Annotated in this window: 12 protein-coding genes and 6 pseudogenes; 10 read left to right on the forward strand and 8 right to left on the reverse strand. The window is 59.3% G+C overall.

The window, feature by feature from the left end:
• Positions 1-281: 281 nt before the first annotated feature.
• Positions 282-1217: pseudogene (locus AC3FLX_RS27220) on the forward strand (LysR family transcriptional regulator).
• On the opposite strand, the gene AC3FLX_RS27225 reads toward AC3FLX_RS27220, so the two are convergent.
• Complete coding sequence (locus AC3FLX_RS27225; protein WP_488700450.1) at positions 1147-1614, reverse strand: molybdopterin cofactor-binding domain-containing protein; 468 nt, start codon at positions 1612-1614, stop codon at positions 1147-1149. The pseudogene AC3FLX_RS27220 and the gene AC3FLX_RS27225 sit on opposite strands and share 71 nt — an antisense overlap.
• Positions 1535-2161 carry a hypothetical protein gene (locus tag AC3FLX_RS27230; protein ID WP_488700451.1) on the reverse strand — a complete coding sequence of 209 codons (627 nt, stop codon included), beginning with the start codon at positions 2159-2161 and terminating at the stop codon, positions 1535-1537. The genes AC3FLX_RS27225 and AC3FLX_RS27230 overlap by 80 nt, the downstream gene beginning before the upstream one ends.
• Between AC3FLX_RS27230 and AC3FLX_RS27235 the strand changes: the two genes are divergently transcribed.
• Positions 2160-2309: a hypothetical protein gene (locus tag AC3FLX_RS27235; protein ID WP_488700452.1), complete on the forward strand. Its 150-nt coding sequence runs from the start codon at positions 2160-2162 to the stop codon at positions 2307-2309. The genes AC3FLX_RS27230 and AC3FLX_RS27235 overlap by 2 nt on opposite strands.
• A gap of 185 nt (positions 2310-2494) precedes the next feature.
• On the opposite strand, the pseudogene AC3FLX_RS27240 reads toward AC3FLX_RS27235, so the two are convergent.
• Positions 2495-2977: pseudogene (locus AC3FLX_RS27240) on the reverse strand ((2Fe-2S)-binding protein).
• A 353-nt stretch (positions 2978-3330) separates the two neighbouring features.
• Here AC3FLX_RS27240 and AC3FLX_RS27245 point away from each other — a divergent pair.
• Positions 3331-4422, forward strand: a pseudogene (locus AC3FLX_RS27245) (MFS transporter).
• Positions 4423-4781: 359 nt separating this feature from the next.
• Here the strand turns inward: AC3FLX_RS27245 and AC3FLX_RS27250 are convergent.
• Positions 4782-5006, reverse strand: a complete 225-nt coding sequence (locus AC3FLX_RS27250) for a hypothetical protein (protein ID WP_488700453.1) — start codon at positions 5004-5006, stop codon at positions 4782-4784.
• Positions 5007-5561: 555 nt separating this feature from the next.
• Here AC3FLX_RS27250 and AC3FLX_RS27255 point away from each other — a divergent pair.
• The 4 genes and pseudogenes from AC3FLX_RS27255 to AC3FLX_RS27270 all read left to right on the forward strand — a co-directional run bounded on the left by AC3FLX_RS27255 (position 5562) and on the right by AC3FLX_RS27270 (position 7445).
• Entirely contained in the window at positions 5562-5723 is a 162-nt protein-coding gene (locus tag AC3FLX_RS27255; RefSeq protein ID WP_488700454.1) for a hypothetical protein, read from the forward strand.
• 153 nt (positions 5724-5876) lie between these two features.
• Positions 5877-6443 (forward strand): phasin family protein, encoded by a 567-nt coding sequence (locus AC3FLX_RS27260; protein ID WP_488700455.1) that lies wholly within the window; start codon positions 5877-5879, stop codon positions 6441-6443.
• A gap of 140 nt (positions 6444-6583) precedes the next feature.
• A pseudogene (locus tag AC3FLX_RS27265) lies at positions 6584-7067 on the forward strand (SDR family NAD(P)-dependent oxidoreductase).
• A gap of 174 nt (positions 7068-7241) precedes the next feature.
• Complete coding sequence (locus AC3FLX_RS27270; protein WP_488700456.1) at positions 7242-7445, forward strand: hypothetical protein; 204 nt, start codon at positions 7242-7244, stop codon at positions 7443-7445.
• A gap of 1176 nt (positions 7446-8621) precedes the next feature.
• Here AC3FLX_RS27270 and AC3FLX_RS27275 read toward each other — a convergent pair.
• The 3 genes from AC3FLX_RS27275 to AC3FLX_RS27285 form a co-directional block, all read right to left on the reverse strand.
• Positions 8622-9203: a hypothetical protein gene (locus tag AC3FLX_RS27275; protein ID WP_488700457.1), complete on the reverse strand. Its 582-nt coding sequence runs from the start codon at positions 9201-9203 to the stop codon at positions 8622-8624.
• Positions 9148-11652 carry a RelA/SpoT domain-containing protein gene (locus AC3FLX_RS27280; RefSeq protein ID WP_488700458.1) on the reverse strand — a complete coding sequence of 835 codons (2505 nt, stop codon included), beginning with the start codon at positions 11650-11652 and terminating at the stop codon, positions 9148-9150. The genes AC3FLX_RS27275 and AC3FLX_RS27280 overlap by 56 nt, the downstream gene beginning before the upstream one ends.
• 426 nt (positions 11653-12078) lie before the next feature.
• The gene (locus AC3FLX_RS27285) at positions 12079-13785 is read right to left on the reverse strand and encodes a hypothetical protein (RefSeq protein ID WP_488700459.1); all 1707 of its coding nucleotides are present in this window, start codon (positions 13783-13785) and stop codon (positions 12079-12081) included.
• 198 nt (positions 13786-13983) lie between these two features.
• On the opposite strand from AC3FLX_RS27285, the gene AC3FLX_RS27290 reads away from it, so the two are divergent.
• The 3 genes and pseudogenes from AC3FLX_RS27290 to AC3FLX_RS27300 all read left to right on the forward strand — a co-directional run bounded on the left by AC3FLX_RS27290 (position 13984) and on the right by AC3FLX_RS27300 (position 16751).
• On the forward strand, positions 13984-14478 hold the full coding sequence (locus tag AC3FLX_RS27290) for a hypothetical protein (RefSeq protein WP_488700460.1): 495 nt from the start codon (positions 13984-13986) through the stop codon (positions 14476-14478).
• Positions 14475-15996: pseudogene (gene istA / locus AC3FLX_RS27295) on the forward strand (IS21 family transposase). The gene AC3FLX_RS27290 and the pseudogene istA overlap by 4 nt, the downstream one beginning before the upstream one ends.
• Positions 15993-16751 (forward strand): annotated as a pseudogene (locus AC3FLX_RS27300) (ATP-binding protein). Before istA ends, AC3FLX_RS27300 begins: the two co-directional pseudogenes overlap by 4 nt.
• On the opposite strand, the gene AC3FLX_RS27305 reads toward AC3FLX_RS27300, so the two are convergent.
• On the reverse strand, positions 16694-17155 hold the full coding sequence (locus AC3FLX_RS27305) for an integrase catalytic domain-containing protein (RefSeq protein ID WP_488700461.1): 462 nt from the start codon (positions 17153-17155) through the stop codon (positions 16694-16696). The pseudogene AC3FLX_RS27300 and the gene AC3FLX_RS27305 overlap by 58 nt on opposite strands.
• Positions 17156-17670 lie beyond the last annotated feature (515 nt).

Consider the following 17670-nt stretch of genomic DNA (forward strand, 5'->3'; position numbering starts at 1 on the left):
CCGTGGGATGAACAACCGCCGCACGACTTTATATGCACCCGCGCTGCTCTGCCCTCCGCAAAACAAAAACGCCAAAGGTTGAAGAACCCTTGGCGCCTAGCAGACCGTCGGCGACTCGACTCAAACGATGCATTCGGATCTCCTCATGAGAATGCTTGCGCATGGCGCGCTTCGGACTGAACAACAGCGGAGGCATTCATGAAACACCTTCATAGCTCCATACAGGCCGCAGTCCGCCCCGCGCGGACTGACTGGCCCTGTCGCAAAAGAAAGCGCGCCCCATGCCCCGCCATAACCTGGACGATCTGCTTGCCTTAATCACCGTCGCCAAGGAACGCAGTTTCTCGCGCGCTGCCGCCCGGCTCGACGTCACCCAATCGACGCTCAGCCATACCATTCGCAGCCTGGAAGCCAGGTTGGGCGTACGGCTGCTGACCCGGGCCACGCGTAGCGTGTCGAGGACCGATGCCGGCGAGTGGCTGATCCAGTCGCTGGGGCCAAAGTTCGAGGAAATTGAAGCTGACCTTTCGGCCGTCGCAGATCTTGGCGAGCGGCCGGCTGGCACGCTCCGGATCACATCCGTCGACCATCCGATCGACGCCATCATCTGGCCCCGACTCGCCAAGGTGCTGCCGCAATATCCCGACCTGAACGTCGAGCTGACCGTCGACTATGGTCTCACCAATATCGTCGGCGAGCGGTACGACATCGGCGTGCGTTTTGGCGACCAGATCGAGAAGGACATGATTGCGGTGCGCGTCAGCCCCGATGTCAAGATGGCCATCGTCGGCGCGCCTGCGTACTTCAAGGGCCGCGACACGCCAACGACACCGCGCGATCTCCTGGCCCACCGGTGCATCAACCTGCGACTTTCAACGAGCGGCGGCCTCTATGCCTGGGAATTGGCCAAGGGTGCCAAGAAGCTGCAAGCGCGCGTGGGGGGCCAGGTCATCTGCAACAGCGTCAACCGGATGCTGAATGCCGCCCTGGACAGGTTCGGACTAACGTTCCTCCCTTGGCCTTTGGTCCGGCCCTAAGTCGAGGCGGGACGCCTGGTCCGGGTGATGGAAGACTGGTCCCCGACTTTCCCCGGCTACCACGCGTTCTATCCAAGCCGCCGCCAGTCTTCGCGCGCCCTCAAGATCGTCATCGATGCCATCCGCTACCGGGTGGATGGCGCACGCGGCTATCGTCGTCACGCGTCCATTGCAGCTTGACCGGCGTGCCGCCAATCGCCTTGGAGACGAGCGCTGCCTCGGAGATGAAGTCCGCCATCGACTTGCGGCCGAACCCGCCGCCCAGCAGCGTCAAGTGCACCGTCACGTCTTTGGGATCAAGCCCGACATGCTTCGCCACGCTCTCCAGTGCGCCCTGCGGTGCCTGCGAAGGCGCCCATCTCTCGCATTTTTCCTCAACGAAGCGCGCAGTAGCCACCGGTGTTTCCATCGGCGCGTGTGCAAGATGCGGGATGTAGTACTCGGCGGAGACCTTGCGTTGACCATTGCCGGCCGACAGCGCTGCAACGGCATCGCCGTCATTGCGCAGTGCCTTGCCCGGCTGACGCGCCGCAGCTTCGAGCGCACGGCAGCCGATTCGTAGCTCGCGTTCGCCCATCGTCCCATTCAAGCTTGAGCGCGGCACGGCCCTGCATTGCCGCCCAGGTATTCGTGGCAACCACTGCGACACCGCCGACGGGGTTGAACAGCGGCGGGCCGTCATAGCCCTTCAGTTTCACCACGCGCAATACACCGGGCACCTTCATGGTGTCGGTGCTATCGACCTTGCGCAGCTTGCCGCCATAGACCGGCGGAGGCGCGATGACCGCGTAGACCGTGCCCGGCAGCAGCACGTCGATCCTGTAGGTGGCCTTGCCCTGCGCAATGGCACGGCTATCGGTCGGCACGATCTTGCCCTTGCCGATATAGTGGAACGCATCGGGCTCCTTGGGTCGGAGCTGATCGTGTGCCGGCACCGGTTGCCGCATGGCGGCATCCGCCAGCTCGCCGTAGCCAAGCCGACGGCCACTCGGCAGGTGAATGCCTTCGTGATTGCGCGCCTGTACCTCCGTCACCGACACTTTCCATTGCGCGGCGGCGGCAGCCTCCAGCATCTGGCGAGCCGCTGCACCGACGCGGCGCATCGGCGCCAGGAAATGCCTCATGCTGTGCGAGCCGTCCACGTTCTGGCTGCACGCGGCTCCAGTCGGCTTCCATCTCGTCGGCCACCACCATCGGCAAGCTGGTCCGCACGCCGGTGCCCATCTCGGCGCGGTGCGCGACAATGGTCACAGTGCCATCACGGGCGAGTGATACGAAGACCAGCGGGTTGTCCACGACACCGCCCGGCATCGACGCGGCGCCGAACTTCTTTGCCGCTTCGGCGGCATCGGCCTTCGCAATCAGGCCGCCAAACTGCACGGACAGCGCAAACGCTGCTCCGGCTTGCAGAAGACGGCGGCGCGCCGGTCGCTCCAACGGCTGCATGTCGGTGCGCGTCATGCCTTGGCTCTCATCCTGCTGCCTGAAAGCCGTGACGACGCCAGGCGCACGGCGGCGTTGATCCGCGTGTAGGCGCCGCATCGGCAAAGGTTGCCGCTCATCGCGGCTACGATCTGTGCGTCGGTGGGCTTCGGATTGTCTTCGAGCAATGTAGTGGCGGTCATGATCTGGCCGGCCTGGCAATAGCCGCACTGCGCCACGCCCAGTTCTTCCCATGCGTCCTGCACGGCCTTGCCGACACGATCCGCATCCATCGATTGATGGTCCGCACAGGCTTATCGCCCAATGCGGATATCGGCGTCACGCAGGAGCGCACTGCCTGTCCATCGACATGAACAGTACAGGCGCCCGCACAGAGCCATGCCGCATCCGAGTTTCGTACCGGTAAAGCCCAACGCGTCGCGCAGGGTCCAGAGCAATGGAGTGTCGGGGGACAGGTCGACTTCATGGACCTGGCCGTTGATCTTGAGCGATGTCATGGGCAGAAACGTGGCGGAAGTTCGCCGGATGTAGCGGAGAAACGCGGCGCGATTACGCGCCATTGACGCATACGGTCATGAATCTGGCTCATCAATCGGTTTTCTCCGCCAGACCGTTGGAGTCCGAGTCTGCCATGGGCGCTTCATGAGTGCAGTTCATAACGGCATCCAGCGTTGATGAGCTAGTCGCGCATGCCATTCACCGCGAAGATATCGCCATGGAAAAGACAGTTTTGCATCAAGCGGCGGCCCGCCCTCCCTACCCCGGTTCCATACAGCCCGACGCTGCACCCCAAAGCCCTCCTGCGCATCAGCCTGCCCACCCACGGGCGTACTGGAGCGGCGTTTTCGCGATGACGGTCTGTGTATTTGCATTGATCGCATCGTAGCTCATGCCCGTGAGCCTGCTGACGCCGATGGCGGCAGACCTGCATGTCACGGAAGGGTTGGCAGGCCAGGGCATCGCGATCTCCGGCGCCTTTGCCGTCGTGACGAGCCTTTTCATTTCGGTGCTAGCCGGCTAGCATGAACCGCAAGACCCTGCTGCTCGGCTTCACAAGCGTCATGGCATTGTCTGGCGCCATCATCGCGGTGGCACCGACATACTTCGCCTACATGACCGGTCGCGCGCTGATCGGCGTGGTCGTCGGCGGATTCTGGTCGATGTCGGCAGCCACGGCCATGCGGCTGGTGCCGGCGCACCAGGTACCGCGGGCGCTGGCCGTCTTCAACGGCGGCAATGCACTGGCCACAGTCGTGGCCGCACCGCTCGGCAGCTATCTGGGCGCGATCGTTGGCTGGCGCGGGGCGTTCTATTGCCTGGTGCCGGTTGCCTTGCTCGCGCTCGCCTGGCAATGGATCAGCCTGCCCGCCATGCCGGTGACCCATAGTGAAGGATCGGGCAATGTATTCACGCATCTGCGGCAGCCTGTCGTGGCATTCGGCATGTTGGCGGCTGGTGCGTTCTTCTCCGGGCAGTTCACGCTGTTCACCTACATCAGGCCATTCCTCGAAACCGTGACGCGGGTCGATGCTTCGACCTTGCCCCTGATGCTGCTGGCAATCGGCATCGCCGGAGTCGTCGGCACCATGCTGATCGGGATCGTGTTGAAGCGCGCGTTCTATATGACGCTCATTGGCATCCCATCGCTGATGGCCGCCATCGCTCTGGCGCTGGTCACGTTTGGCCACCAGACCGCTGCCGTCATCGCGTTGCTGGCGTTGTGCAGTCTGGCAGCCACGGCGGCTCCCGTCGGGTGGTGGAGTTGGATCACCCGCACGTCCCGCACCACGCCGAGGCAGACGGAGGCCTCATGGTGGCCGTCGCCCAGCTTTCCATTGCAATGAGTTCCACAGTTGGCGGCGTGCTGTTCGACACCCTGGGCTATTGCAGCACGCTCGATGCCAGCGCCACCATCGGCATCACCCGGCGCTCATGCCGCTGATCGTCCGCTGGAATCCCAGCGCGCTGGTCGGCGCCTCGCGCCATACCTCACCCATCGCCGCAGGTGTTCAACCTGATCATGAAGCGCCGCAATCTAGCCGCCGTAGGCCGTCGACAACAGCCTGCCTGGGGACCTAACTCCATCCCCGATGTCCATACGTTGTACCTTCAGGTGTGCACGTCCATGTGCTGCACCTTACCGTTACCTGCGTGGCTTTCTACGAACCCAACTGGGAAACGGGCAAAGCCGTCCGCTGGCAAATCGGATTGCCCGACGGCGAGCCCTTTGCAATTGCAGGCCTGTGGCGCGACTGAGGATCCGAAGTGCGAACTTCGGGCACTAGGTCGATATAATTATTTTCACTGTTCTCCGTCGACCGATTGATTCAACTTGTCGATGATAGAACGCGCCCAAAGGAGTCCTTTGTACTCTGCCGTCTCCTTACTCGTGTAATGATCTAACGAATTCGATTCGCGCAAAACGTGGCCGTGCTGGCTTACCACTCCATGTGCTTGAAAGCCACCACTTCCGTTAGGGCTTGCCAGTCCTTCCGCCTGAAATCCTCGATACCGTTCGATTGACATACCCTCTCTCCTCTACGCAATGTAGTGCGCGCAAGCGCTACTCATCCCACGCGGGACATCGCCAAATCTTCATCGCGAATGTCTGCTTCTGGCCAATACCTTCGCCGGGTCGTACCGAGTCCATGCCCAATGCCAGGAGCCCTCGCAGACGCACCGAAAAAAAAACCCAACGCTGACGGGCGCTGGGCGTGCAAGGGTATGGGTATGGTGGTTTCGGGCCCACCAATCGAAAGGTTAGAAAAATGGTGGGCGAGCCGATACCCTACTTGGCGGGGATACGATCAACGACCGTTTGCCCCCTAGCATCCCGAGCCGCCCGTGTGGCGACGATGGCGCGTGGAGCAATGCTGTCGTTGTCGTCAAAGATGGTGTTTGCATGAGCGATCATGGTCGCCAATTGTATTGACATTGAATTGCCAGTGGCTAAGATGGACGTTTCGGGCGCGAGAACACACGTCCGAGAGGTAAGGAAAGGTCTGCACAGAATCTGGTCCATTGTCACGGACAGTAGTGAAGTCCCGTAGCGGAAATACACCCATAGCTTGGGAGACGAACGTGCTAAGTCATCATGAATTTGCCACGCTGGTGCTGGTGAACGACAGCGTTGACCCAACGGCACTGGACCATTCGGACGTGGAAGCGCTGCTCGCGCATCAGTTGATTGCCTTCGAGCATGTTGATCCCAATCCGAGCCTCTCAATGATCGCACCGCGCTAACCCGTAGAGACTGCCAACGTCCGCGCTTCGTCAGAGCCCATATCGGCGTTGCTGGATTACCGAACGTCGACGCAATCTTCATTCACCCCATTCCCGCGCCAGTGTGCCGTCGCTGGATGGCTCAGGTGGCGGGGCACGCCTAGGAGATGCAAGATGAACCAATGGTCCCCCGAGCAATTCAGGAATGCTCAAATGGCAGGCATTGAAACCTTGGCTGGGTTCACGAGCAAGGCCTTTGAGGGCTTCGAAAAGCTGCTGGAGCTGAATCTGCAGACGATGAAGACAGCGCTGGTTCAAACACAGGAAGTCGCAAGGAAAGCGCTCTCAGTTAAGGACCCGAAAGAGGTCGTCGAATTACAAATCGAATTATCTCAACCGGCCGTCGACAACGTACTGGCGTATCGCCGCCAACTGTACGAAATCTTCGCCGCCACGCGGGCCGAGGTCGACAAGGTTGCCGAGGCCCAATACACGGCAAGTAAGGAGGGTCTGCACAACTTCCTTGGAAGCATAGGGGACCAAACACCAGCCGGCCCGGCGGCGCCGTTGGCTGTCTGGCAGGAAGCCGTCAACGCGACCACCATGTTCTATGAGTCAATACAAACGACCGCAAAGCAGGCCGTGGAAGTAGCCGAGAGCAGTTTCAGGACTGCGACGGAGGCGGCCTCGCAAGGTGTGCGGCGTCGTACAGCGCAGGCTTCCCAGGCGGCGGCAAAGTAATCCAACGCCTACGCCTCGGTGGTGCGTCGTGCAAGGTACCGAAGCGCTATCAAAACGCTGGGAGATGCTGGGGTCCGGTGAGCAGGTTACGGGCCTCGCTTCATCCGTGCGTCTCTACCATACCCGCGAGGATTGGATACATGACAAAGAAGCTTGCCGTAGTCACAGGTGGTATGGGTGGTCTAGGTGAGGCCATCAGTATTCGGCTCCACGACACCGGCAATGCCGTTGCTGTCACCTATTCGCCCGGCAATAACAGCGTCGCGGACTGGCTGAGACGGATGGGGGAGAACGGGCGCAGATTCCACGCTTATCGCGTTGACGTCGCAAACTACGACTCATGCCAGCAATGCCTTGGCAGGGTTCGTTCGGAGCTGGGTCCTGTCGACATTCTAGTGAACAATGCTGGCATCACGCGAGATGCGAGCTTCAAGAAGCTGGACAGACTCAGCTTGCGGATTCAACTGGTCGATGCAACAGCTTGGTGGAAGCGTTCAGCCGGAGGAAGTTGCGGCATTGGTTGCGTACCTGTGTTCTCCTGAGGCCGCGCTTCTTACGGGGGCGAACCTCGCTATCAACGGCGGACAACTTGCAGTGAAATCCGTCCGGGCTATGTACAGTTGAGCTCAATATCCGGTGCCGTCTGCAATAACCAAGCGGGTGCTGAAGCCACGTTGCGGGCCTCACCCCATGCCTGTTGCCGACTGGCTTTAAGGACTGTTATGGCGCGTGCCCTGGTCTAATCGTGGCGGAAGGGAGCATCAGAACATGCCACGATCTTCCAACACTAGGGCTACCATGAGCATTGAGAGGTACAAGAACTACACGGTTCGTGGCTTTGCGAAGCAGTTGGGTGATGGATCCTTCGAAGCCTTTGGCACCGTGCAAATGGATCATCTCATTCTAGAGGCGTCTGAGTCTCTAGGTTACTTCCCCATGTACGACCTGGCTGTGGCAGCAGGCATCGCATGGGCGAAAGCGTGGGTTGAGGACCAACGCTGACCTCTCCTGAACGCCGTGACCTACCCAATGGGGTACGCGTTTCTCCGGTAGCGCGACGAATTTTCCAAGACGCTGAGGCTGAAAGCCCAGCGTGCTTCCGGTAACCGACCAAGGGGCAGAGATCGGCTGAAGCGGCCGCTCGACATGCTTCTCCAAATTGCACACAATTCGACGGCGACGGAAGTTGTCCTGGTCCAATGTCCGGCCGCAAAATCACAAGGCAGGCACCCACATGCAACTAGCTATCTAGGCAAACATCTGCAGAGCGATTTCGTCATCGAGGTGCTGGAGCACTTTGACATGGATGTTGTCTATGACTTCGACCGCTTGCACGCAAACACCGCTGATAGCTACAGTTCGTCTGCGGAGTCGGCGGACTTTGAGTTTCGCTTCGACGAGAGACAAGTCCTCTCGGTTATCTCGTGCTACATCCGACCTCGCTCTGATTTTCTGCAATCAATACGGACGTCATCGGAGTTCCTTGCTTCCGCGGTTTTTCTGAACCCAAGTCTCACGCGACGAGCGCTGGCATCAAAACGTCCCAATCAAAGGGCGACTCCGCGTGGATTCGATTCGAACATGACGGCCTGTGGATCCATTACGAGTATTCAAGTGACAAATTGGCACTCGTAACACCAACACTACCGTAAGCACCGGCTCATACCGGCTGGTGCTGACCGCCATGATGAGATTCCAATGATGGAGAGCACATCGCTCAGCGTAAACAAGCTAGTCGATAGTATTCATGACCTTCACAGCAAGCCTGTCGAAGTTGTCGGGCTGCTTACGTTCGAGTTCGAAAATACTTGGATTGTTGAAGAACGTCATTCGTGCGAGCCACGCGCATCATTCTTGCAAGCATAGCTTTTCCCCCTCATCGTTCATGAGACCACACCTTGTTCAATGGGAAGCAATGTTCCGGTGGGGCAGTGCGCGCGCTCTTCGAAGCGGCTGATTAAAATTGCTAATCTTATAGTGACTCCAGGTCGTTTCGAGCCCGCCGGGATGTTGCAAGCACATTGAAAAGCTCGGGTCCAGCCACTCGCGTTTCCAGAATGGCGAATATCCGGCGTCAGTGACTGCAATGAGGTGCCATCAACCGGTCGATGTGACGAACGCCGAATCTATGTCGATGCTATGAGAGAAGTAGCGATCAGAGCTCGACGCGCAACCTATTCACGCCTTGGGTGCGTGTTCGTCCGTTTCGTCCAAATCCTCGCCGTAGCCCAGTTTGCGTAGGGCAATCGACGTTTCGGCCGCCCTCACTTCAGTCGCGATCTGACGTTCCAGATAGCAAATTTGCGAGGCGGAAAATGCCCTGACAGCGTGATTCTCGTCCCGAAGCCACGGCTCGAGCAGGGCCTTGCGTTTGGCATGCAGCTCCGCGAACCCAAACGCACCGGTGACCACGCCCGACTCTTGCAATACGCCCGCCGCTTGTTTGGCCAACGAGCTATCGACATCTAGCTCAGCTACGATGTTGCGGATGTGCCCATACACAGACTCAATGCCTTCAAATGCTGACAGGACGGCGAGTACGAAGGTAAGGTCTGCCTCATTTCCATCGCGAATGATTCCGGCCAGCCGCACGCTAAGGCCGTTTTCCAGATTGGGAAATACCGAGGCTAGCAGCCTTCCGCCATCAAAGGGGAAGAGGAGCGAATCCGCGTCATACCACTGGCGTGCTCCGGCGAGCATCAAGTCAGGCACGGCAGCTAACGGCGCTTGGAGTTCGTAGACACTGAACGGGGACAGCATCGTAGCCCGCTGGTGCTTGGCCGGCTCGCTTGAGGGCTTGTCTCGCCCCGAGAAAACTAATCACGCACGCCGGCCACCTACCGGCGATGGAGGCCACAATATGTTCGGCGCTGCCATCGAGATTCGGATATGGAAGCAGGGCCGTTAGCACGACGTCCGCTTGGTCCTGTTCGAGAGCTTCCATGATGGACTTGTTCAACCATGACACCCATAGCATGCGGATCCAACTGAAATCCTGAGTTGCAGATAGGTAGCGAAGAGCGGGAAGAAACACCTGCTCAACAAGCGTTCCTGGATGCTTGTCATGCTGGTCCGCGCAGGCTAGAAGTACGTTGCGCACAGCTCTAGCGTTGCCGTGCTGCATCGCGCTTTGTGCCGCGCGATGCAGTAGTCGTTCATCGAAGGGATCTGCGAACCGTAGATACCACGTGATGTGGTCGAGATGGCGGCCTTCGCGCAGCCAACCATCGACCTTGGAAAGAACATTCTCCCGCTCGGTGCTGACAAAAAGACCGGTCAGCATGACAGGCATGAAGTTAGCAAGTGGCCCGTCGAGCTTGTCGACATAGGCCGACACTATCGTCGGCTGCTCTTCTGCCAGTTTGGCAAGAAATTTTCCAAACACGGGGAAGGTTGCGGCATCATCGGATTCGATTCGTGCATAGCGATTTAGTTTGTCGAACCACTCGTCAGCGTTCTCGGCCGTGATAGAGGTCAGTAGTACGGTCACCTGTTGGGCCCGATACGCCTCGGCCTCTTTATAGTCGAAGCCATCGGTCTCCCATGCGGGCGGGTACACGCAGTCGAAGCCGACTAGCGTCTTGAAGTCAACGAAGTCCTGATCGGCATTGACGGCATCACGGAAGGCAAACGCCGAAGTTCTCACATTGGCTTGCCCTGCAACAAGATTCTCGTCTTCGCGCATGGCATCGGGCAATTTCTCATATCTCCGATAGTTCCGATACACATGGGTCTCAGTAGCCTGCCGGAGGCTCAGATCTAGGGTGGGAGCAATTTCGGTTGCAAATCGAATGATCGAACAGGTGTCATCCATTACAAGACGGGCAAGCGTGTTACTGTAGCCTGCCCCGATGGCGGGCCGAGTGGCCGCTTGAAGCGCGAAGAGTACCTCTCGGCGTTCCGATTCATCCGCACTCAGTGCGAACTGATGCTTCAGGAGGTCAATCGCTTTCTTTCGAATGTCGCGAAGTGCGTCCGAGGTTACCACCACGCCTCGATGAAAGGTCATAGTATCGGAAGTGCTCGTGGTCCCGGTCACCTCTGTACCGAGTACCTCCTTCAGCATTGCCGTGAGGAGTTTCGCCAAACCGCGCCGCTCGTCATCGCCAAGCCGGAGAATGCCGTCGACCAAGGCTGCTTGTGCAGCCGGACCATACGTGCGCCAGACCTCCAGGTCATGCTTCGCTAGCGCAGTGCCAAGCTCCATCAGGGGCTTCTGCGCCGGCTCGTCGGAGACCCAACCATAGAGCGTACGGAGCGCGTCGAATGTGGCTTGTATATCGACGTAGCGATAGCGCGTCAGAACCCTCGCAATCGCCGAAACAATGTCAGAGAAGGTCTTAGCGGGAATCTCGCCGTACGGGGTCGCTATTGCAATAGGCGCAGTTGATCGAGCGACATCGGCAGCCGCGACAAGCCGCTCGATTACGTGTGGGTACACATTCGGCAAGTCGTCATAGAACGGGAGGACGCTTTCCGACAACGTTTCCAACGCTTCCGCCCGTACATTGTTGTCCGACGCCTGGACGATGGCTTCCAGTGCATCCCCGTCAAAGAGCGCCTTTCCTTCCACTAATCGGCCGAAGTCATGCGCTATCTGTTGAAATTCATAACCAGCGGGGACGAGATGCTTACGCGCGACCTTGTGCAGCCGGTTTTTGATACTCTCGAACTGTGCGGCGCCGAAATTGCCAAGCTCTGGGGTCTTGTAGATCGTGTCATGCGCCATCTCTGCCCATGCATGGTTGAGGATTGTCTGCACTTGGACTTCGCAGCGCATGCCCTCGAACCTGGCATATTCCGGCAGCGCCACCCGTTCAGGACGTAGAGCCACTAGGTAGTGGTTGGAGATGTAAAGGTCGGTGGCATCTTCTGCGTCTCTCTGAGGGTGGTGCAGCTTGACCTCTAGAACCTCGAAGTTCTGTTCGATAATGCCAGAGTGGATGAACCTCGTGACGTCGCTGTTGGTATAGAAGACAAGCCGACAGCCCGCCAGATCCTTTATGTCGGCTTCAAGGGCGGTGGTGGTCTCGATCTGCCAATCCTGCAACTTCTTGTGCAACGAACTGGGACTCTTGGCCCGCTTGGTCACCTGCTGCAGTCGGTAGCCTCCTTCGTGTTCTATCGCGGCCGCTAGGATAGTGGCAATAGTCTCCGCAAGGGACGCATACGCTGTCAGGCCATTTCGTTCGTAGTCTTCGAAGTTCATTTGATCGCGAATCGGTTGAATGATTTCCAGACCGGAGCACCCGCCGACGAGTAGACATCGAACCACCGGAAGCCACTCACCGCTCCGCGGCATTGGCTTATCACTGCGACGCGGACACCACGCATTTAGCGCTGACTCCGAGTCACATATCTAGAGCGCGAATTATTATCGCAGTGGCACCTTCGCAATGCAGATCCTACCGGTCGCCGCAACATACTAGACGCTGTCGGCGTTTTCAATGTTGGCGACGTCCGTTACCGGGCATGCGTCGACTTACCCTCTATAGGCCCGCAGCACCTCTGTCACCGGACACTCAGTCGTTGCCGCAAAGGATAGTCCGAGACTATCCTTTGCGGCAGATCTGGACTTCGTAGTCTGGCCTGAGTTCACGCCGACGGAGTGGCCGACCCCGCGCGCAAAGGCCCCTCACTTTGTACGCGCCGTGGCGAGCATGCCGATCATCGACTGTTGTGCCTGCCGCTTTTCAATGAACTCGCCGATCTTTTCCTTGCCGAATCCCAGAGCGCCGCCCCCAATAGCAACCGCTGCAGCGACGGCGGGAGTCGCCACACCGAGGAACGGTGACAAGCTCGGGAGCATGGCGGCTCCGGCCACAGCCAATCCAGCGCTGCCGCCAAGATAGGCTGCCCACTTCTTCGGTTCGTATTTTTTCTCGATGTCGTTCATCGCCTTTTGCTGTCTCTGAACGAGCGAGGCAAGGCCGTGGCTGACCTCACGCACCATTTCGCTGGTGTCGATTACGCCCGCGCTCGCCAGTTGGCTGGTGTACTTGTTGAGCTCTTCGCGGAGCCAACGATGTTCGTGGTTGGCTATCAGTTCGCAAAGGCCGTCCACGGGGATGTTCGCGAGCCACGACAGGCTGTCATCTTGGACGGCGCGAAGCGTCTGAAAGGCTTGCTCCGAGAGCACTTCCCGGCGGCGCAGGTCCGCCGCATTTGCCGTTGCGCATTTCTCGAAATAATGCCAGTGCGTGGCCTGAGAGAGGAGCGGCTGTGCGCCAAGCTCGTTTGCGTTTTCGAGCAGATGGTATTGAGGTGCCAGTCTTTCGAGTATGCCGTTCAAAATCACCACGCCGGCTGGCAGCTTCTTTAGCAGGTCGAGATCCTCATTCGACCGAACGCCTTCGAGCTGCGCGATGTACTCCTGAACGGCATTGCCTGGTTGTAGAACGCGATTCGGATCTCCTCCCGGTGGCACGAACAACCGATTTTCCAGTACCGCCTGTACGAATGCGTCCTCGCGCTTGCGGGCATAGTCGAACAGGTCGCCCATCGATGCAACGCTACCGTCGCAGAGCGGACCTACAAGGCGCAGCGCAAGCTGCTCCATTCCATGCATCGTGTGCGCGTCGTTGTCTTGCAGAGGTCGATCGAAGCTCGGGAAGACGAACACGGGCGGCACCGGAAACCCCGCCTCTATGAGTGGACGCAGCTGTAGGATGTAGAACAGCGCGAGCGCAAGCTGAAGGTGCATTGCGTTGAGACGCAGGTCGGAAGTAAAGAACGGATGCACCGGGTCCGGGATTAACTGCGTGTCGGCATAGAGCCCCGTAATGCGCACACCAGAGAGGGCTGAGGGTCCAAAGGCTCGCTGACCACCCGTGAGCAAGCGCATCCCGCCGAGCGTCTTAGCGTGCGCGAAGGCCGCATGCGCGTTCGCAGCATAAAACGCCTCGAGCTCCTCTGCCGCGGCATTCACGCGCGGAGCCATCTCAGCATCTTCATGCCTTATGCGCCACATCATCCGTTCGCGGATTTCAGCCTCGTTTGCGACCAGTCCAACTTCCCGCCCGGTTAGCGCGCCAAAGAGTTGGGCGAAGAGCCGAAGTAGCTCCACTTGAGCATGTCCGACAGGCATTGGCTCTGCGCTCGTCTTCTCGCTCTGTGAATCGAAGATCCTGACACCCATTCCGGCCATGCGGCCAAACAAGACGGCATCGTCGGAGAGGCCGCTTGTATCGACAAGGCCGCTCATCAGCAGCGGTGCGGCCATGAATTCCGCTGCCTGCTTTTCCAGATGCGCGGCGACCTTCAATTTTCCGGCTTTCAGCGCCTTCCAGGCGGTCAATAGCCGCTGGGCATGGTCAGCATCAAACTCTTCCTTCTCAGACATCGTTTCCTCCGGCGGATTTGAGGCCATTTCCGCAGCTATCGCAGATGGAATCGCAGTGCGACCCCGGCGCGTCTATCCGGCGGACGGTTTGGCGGCTCGCGCGCTCATTATCCACCCGAAGCCATCTCGGCCAACTCGTGAGTCACGCCTATCGTAAAGTACACGGTCTCGATGGACGATGATCGAACCGGACCGACTATGCAATGGCCGCTCGGCGTCGTTCCGAGCCTTGCATTGGCGTATGGCGATTTCCAAGAGATGCTGATGGAGGTGGCTGGGGATGTATTCCCTTCCACCCGCCAGGTCAAGGACGTGAAGGAAGCGCTGCCGCGCCTGTTTGAAATGGACGCGGCGGAGGATCGGGTGGCGATGGCCGGATCCTCTTGCCTGAGCCGCGGAAGCGGACGAAAATATCTACATCGGCATTGTTCGCAAGTTCTCAGCGGAGCAGCCGACGCACTACGGGATCATCATCACGTCAAACGTGCAAGACGATGGGCGCCTGACGAGGGTCGCTTCGCACATGCATACCATGCTTCCGGCGAACGATACCAATCTGAATCGATTTCTCACCGCCTATCGACGGGGCGGTTCGTACCCGCTGATGACTGCAATTTACGACGGTTCAGGCCCAGCGCCTGGCAGGACGTTACCTTGTTCCCCTCGAATAAAGCAGAGGGGTTACCGGAGTGAACGTCTTGAAGCCGCATCTACAGACCACCATCGCTACGCCAATCGCCGCTGGCAAGGGTCAGCGGGAGATCGCCCGGATCACCGGCGTCGACCGCAAGACGATTCGGGGGTATCAAGCGCAATTTGCCGCCGCCCAGCAGGCAAACTCCCCCACGGTGACCACCGGCTCTGAGCCGCAAATTCCCCCACCCCGATCACCGGCAACTGGCGCACATCAATTGTCGGCGTGCGCGCCATACCAGGAGTTTGTGCAAGCCCAGGTGCAACTGCATCGGAACGCCACGGCGATCTACCAAGATCTCGTCGATCAGTACGGCTTCACCGCCAGCTATGAAAGCGTCAAGCGTTTCGTTCGGTCCTTGCGCCACCGAGCGCCAAAGCGATTCGACCGACTGGAATTCCTTGCGGGCGAAGAGGCGCAGGTTGACTATGGCGAGGGGGCACCGACCCCGGTGCCTGGCACAGACCGCTACCGTAAGCCGCGGTTGTTCGTAATGACGCTGCGCCATTCCCGGCATAGCTTCCGGCGCGTGGTATGGAAATCGAGCCAGCAAGTCTGGGCGGAACTGCACGAGCAAGCCTGGCGCTACTTCGGTGGCTCCACCCAGTACGTGGTGCTGGACAGTTTAAAGGAAGGTGTCCTCAAGCCTGACCTGTATGAACCCGAGCTCAACCCGGTGTATGCGGCAATGCTGGCTCATTATGGCGTGGTGGCAGATCCAGCTCGGGTACGCGACCCTGACCGCAAGGGCACAGTCGAGAATGCAATCCAGCATACGCAGGCTACTGCTCTGAAGGGGAGGCGCTTCGAGTCGATCGAGCAGCAGAATGCCTTCCTTGAGCAATGGGAAGCGAAATGGGCCTCCAAGCGGGTTCACGGCAGCACACGGCGCCAGGTTCAGGCGATGTTCGAGGAAGAGCGTCCTCACCTGAGGGCGCTGCCGGCAAACAACTTCGATTACTTTACCGACCGCGTCTACACCGTCTACGACGACACGTGTATTCGAGTCGATCACAGCAGCTATGCCGCCCGGCCGGCGGCCATCGGCAGCCGGGTGCTGGTGCGCAAATACGCGCATCGTCTGGAGATCCGGGACCTGAAAACCCAAGCCTTGCTGCGCAGCCATGATCTGGCGCACAGGCCCGGCACCGTGGTGCTGCCACAGGACGAACGCCAGTTCAATCCCTCACGTGAAACACGGCGCATCCTGGCGCAGGCCAAGGCTATTGGGCCATCTGCCGAGCGCCTGTGCCAACTCCTCTTCGACACCGAAGGCCGGGTAGGTCAGCGCAAGCTGTGGGGCATCGTCGGCCTGGTTCGGCGGTATCCACGCCGGCTGATCGAAGAGGCGTGCGAAATCGCCATGCGAGAAGGCGCTGGCCGCTCTCGATGTGCCGATCCAGGGCGAGCTGCCCCTGACCCAGGAACACCCCCTGATCCGGGACGGCGACGACTATGCCGACCTGTTCACGCTCGGCGCCAGACAAAGTGCCGCAAACCAAGGAGATTACTCATGACCATGAGTCTCACAGAAGTCGACCGCGCCTTGCGCGACCTGCGCCTGTCAGGCATCGCCGCCACACTGGAGACCCGCGTGCTGCAAGCCCAGGCCAGCCAGCAACCCTTCCTCGAAACCCTCTCCATGATCCTGCAGGACGAACTGGATCGTCGTCGTTCCCGACTGCTCGAGCGGCGCTACCAGCAGCGCCGCACCTTGGCCGAATTCTATTGAGCCTTCAACCCGAAGCTGCCACGCCAGGCCTGCTTCGAGTTGCATACCCTAAAGTTCATCGCCGACGCAGACAACGCCCTGCTCATTGGCAAGCCCGGCACCGGTAAAAGCCACATCGCCAAGGCCATCGCCTACAACGCCATCCTGCAGGGCATAAAGGTGCGTTACGTCGAGTCCGACACGGTGTTCGCCGGCTACGCCGTAGACACGCGTGCCGATCAGGACCGTCTGATCAAGATGCTGCTCGAACCGGAACTGGTCGTGCTCGACGACTTGTTCCTGGCAAAACGCACCCCGGATGCCGCCGCCGAACCGCTGCAAACACTGGTCCACCAACGCTACAAATTGCGTCGCAGCATCATCGTCACGTCTAACCGCGTGGTGCAGGACTGGGGGCGATACCTCGGCGACAACACCATGGCCACCACCATCCTCGACCGTCTGATGCACCGCTCCAAACTCCTCGAGTTCGAAGGCAAGAGCTATCGCCTCAAGGAAGCCGCTACCAGGCTTGCTGTATCTGAGAAAGCCGACTCATAATCAGCTCGTCCTGCCTGGGGGAATTTAGCCGACCTTTGAAGTGACCATCCGGGCGTCGATGACCCAGTCGAGCCTGGCAGAATGTGTACCTTCTCCATGATGGTACGGTTCAGTCTTTCTATATGGCCCCCGAAGTGGAGGCGGCCAGGCGGGCGATACATCAGCTCGATTCCGTACTGATTGCAGCCCGCTCGCAGTGCCTTACTTTTGAACTCGGCGTTGTCGAGGTGCAATGCCTTCGGCACACCATGCATTGGCCAGTCTACCGTGACGTCCCGGCTCGCCAACCAAGGGGCCTTAGGCAGGACCATTCGCGTAAGAAGCAGAGCGACAGTCGCCGCGTTGGGGCGGTCGAAACCGACGTAGATTGCCACAACCGACCGCGTGGCGACGTCGATTGCCAAAGTGAGCCACGGTTAGCCGATCGTGCGGCGAAACACCTCATCGACCAGCAGGATGTCGGCAAGCGTATGGTCGATCTGCACAATGCCCAAAGGGTGCTGTGCCACAAAGTGGCCGGCGCTGCGCCCGAAGGCTTCATGCTTTCTTTGTCACGGTGGTCGGCCCACCGGCGGGATATCCACTGGTGAACCTCTCGGCAAATCTCTTTATGAGGATGGGCCAGATGCTTCTGCCGCGAAAGCCACTCAGATAGCGTCCTGAACGATTGCCTCGACTTCATCCGAGAGCATGTATTGCCCTCGACGTGGAACATACGGGGACGGTAGCAATGACTCTGTCACCGGGTCTTCTAAAAATTTGCGCCGCTGCCAGCTCGCGCTTGTCGGACTCCGTTTTCATGGAAAGCCCCGGGGGATTTTTCTTCGTCTCACATTGGGCGATTTTGGCCGTTTCGGCGTAGTCTCAAGAATGTTGGACATCCCATGGCGCTGGCGTTGCTTTTCAGCATCCGTCGAGC

The organism is Cupriavidus sp. 291-E7 (assembly GCF_057798835.1).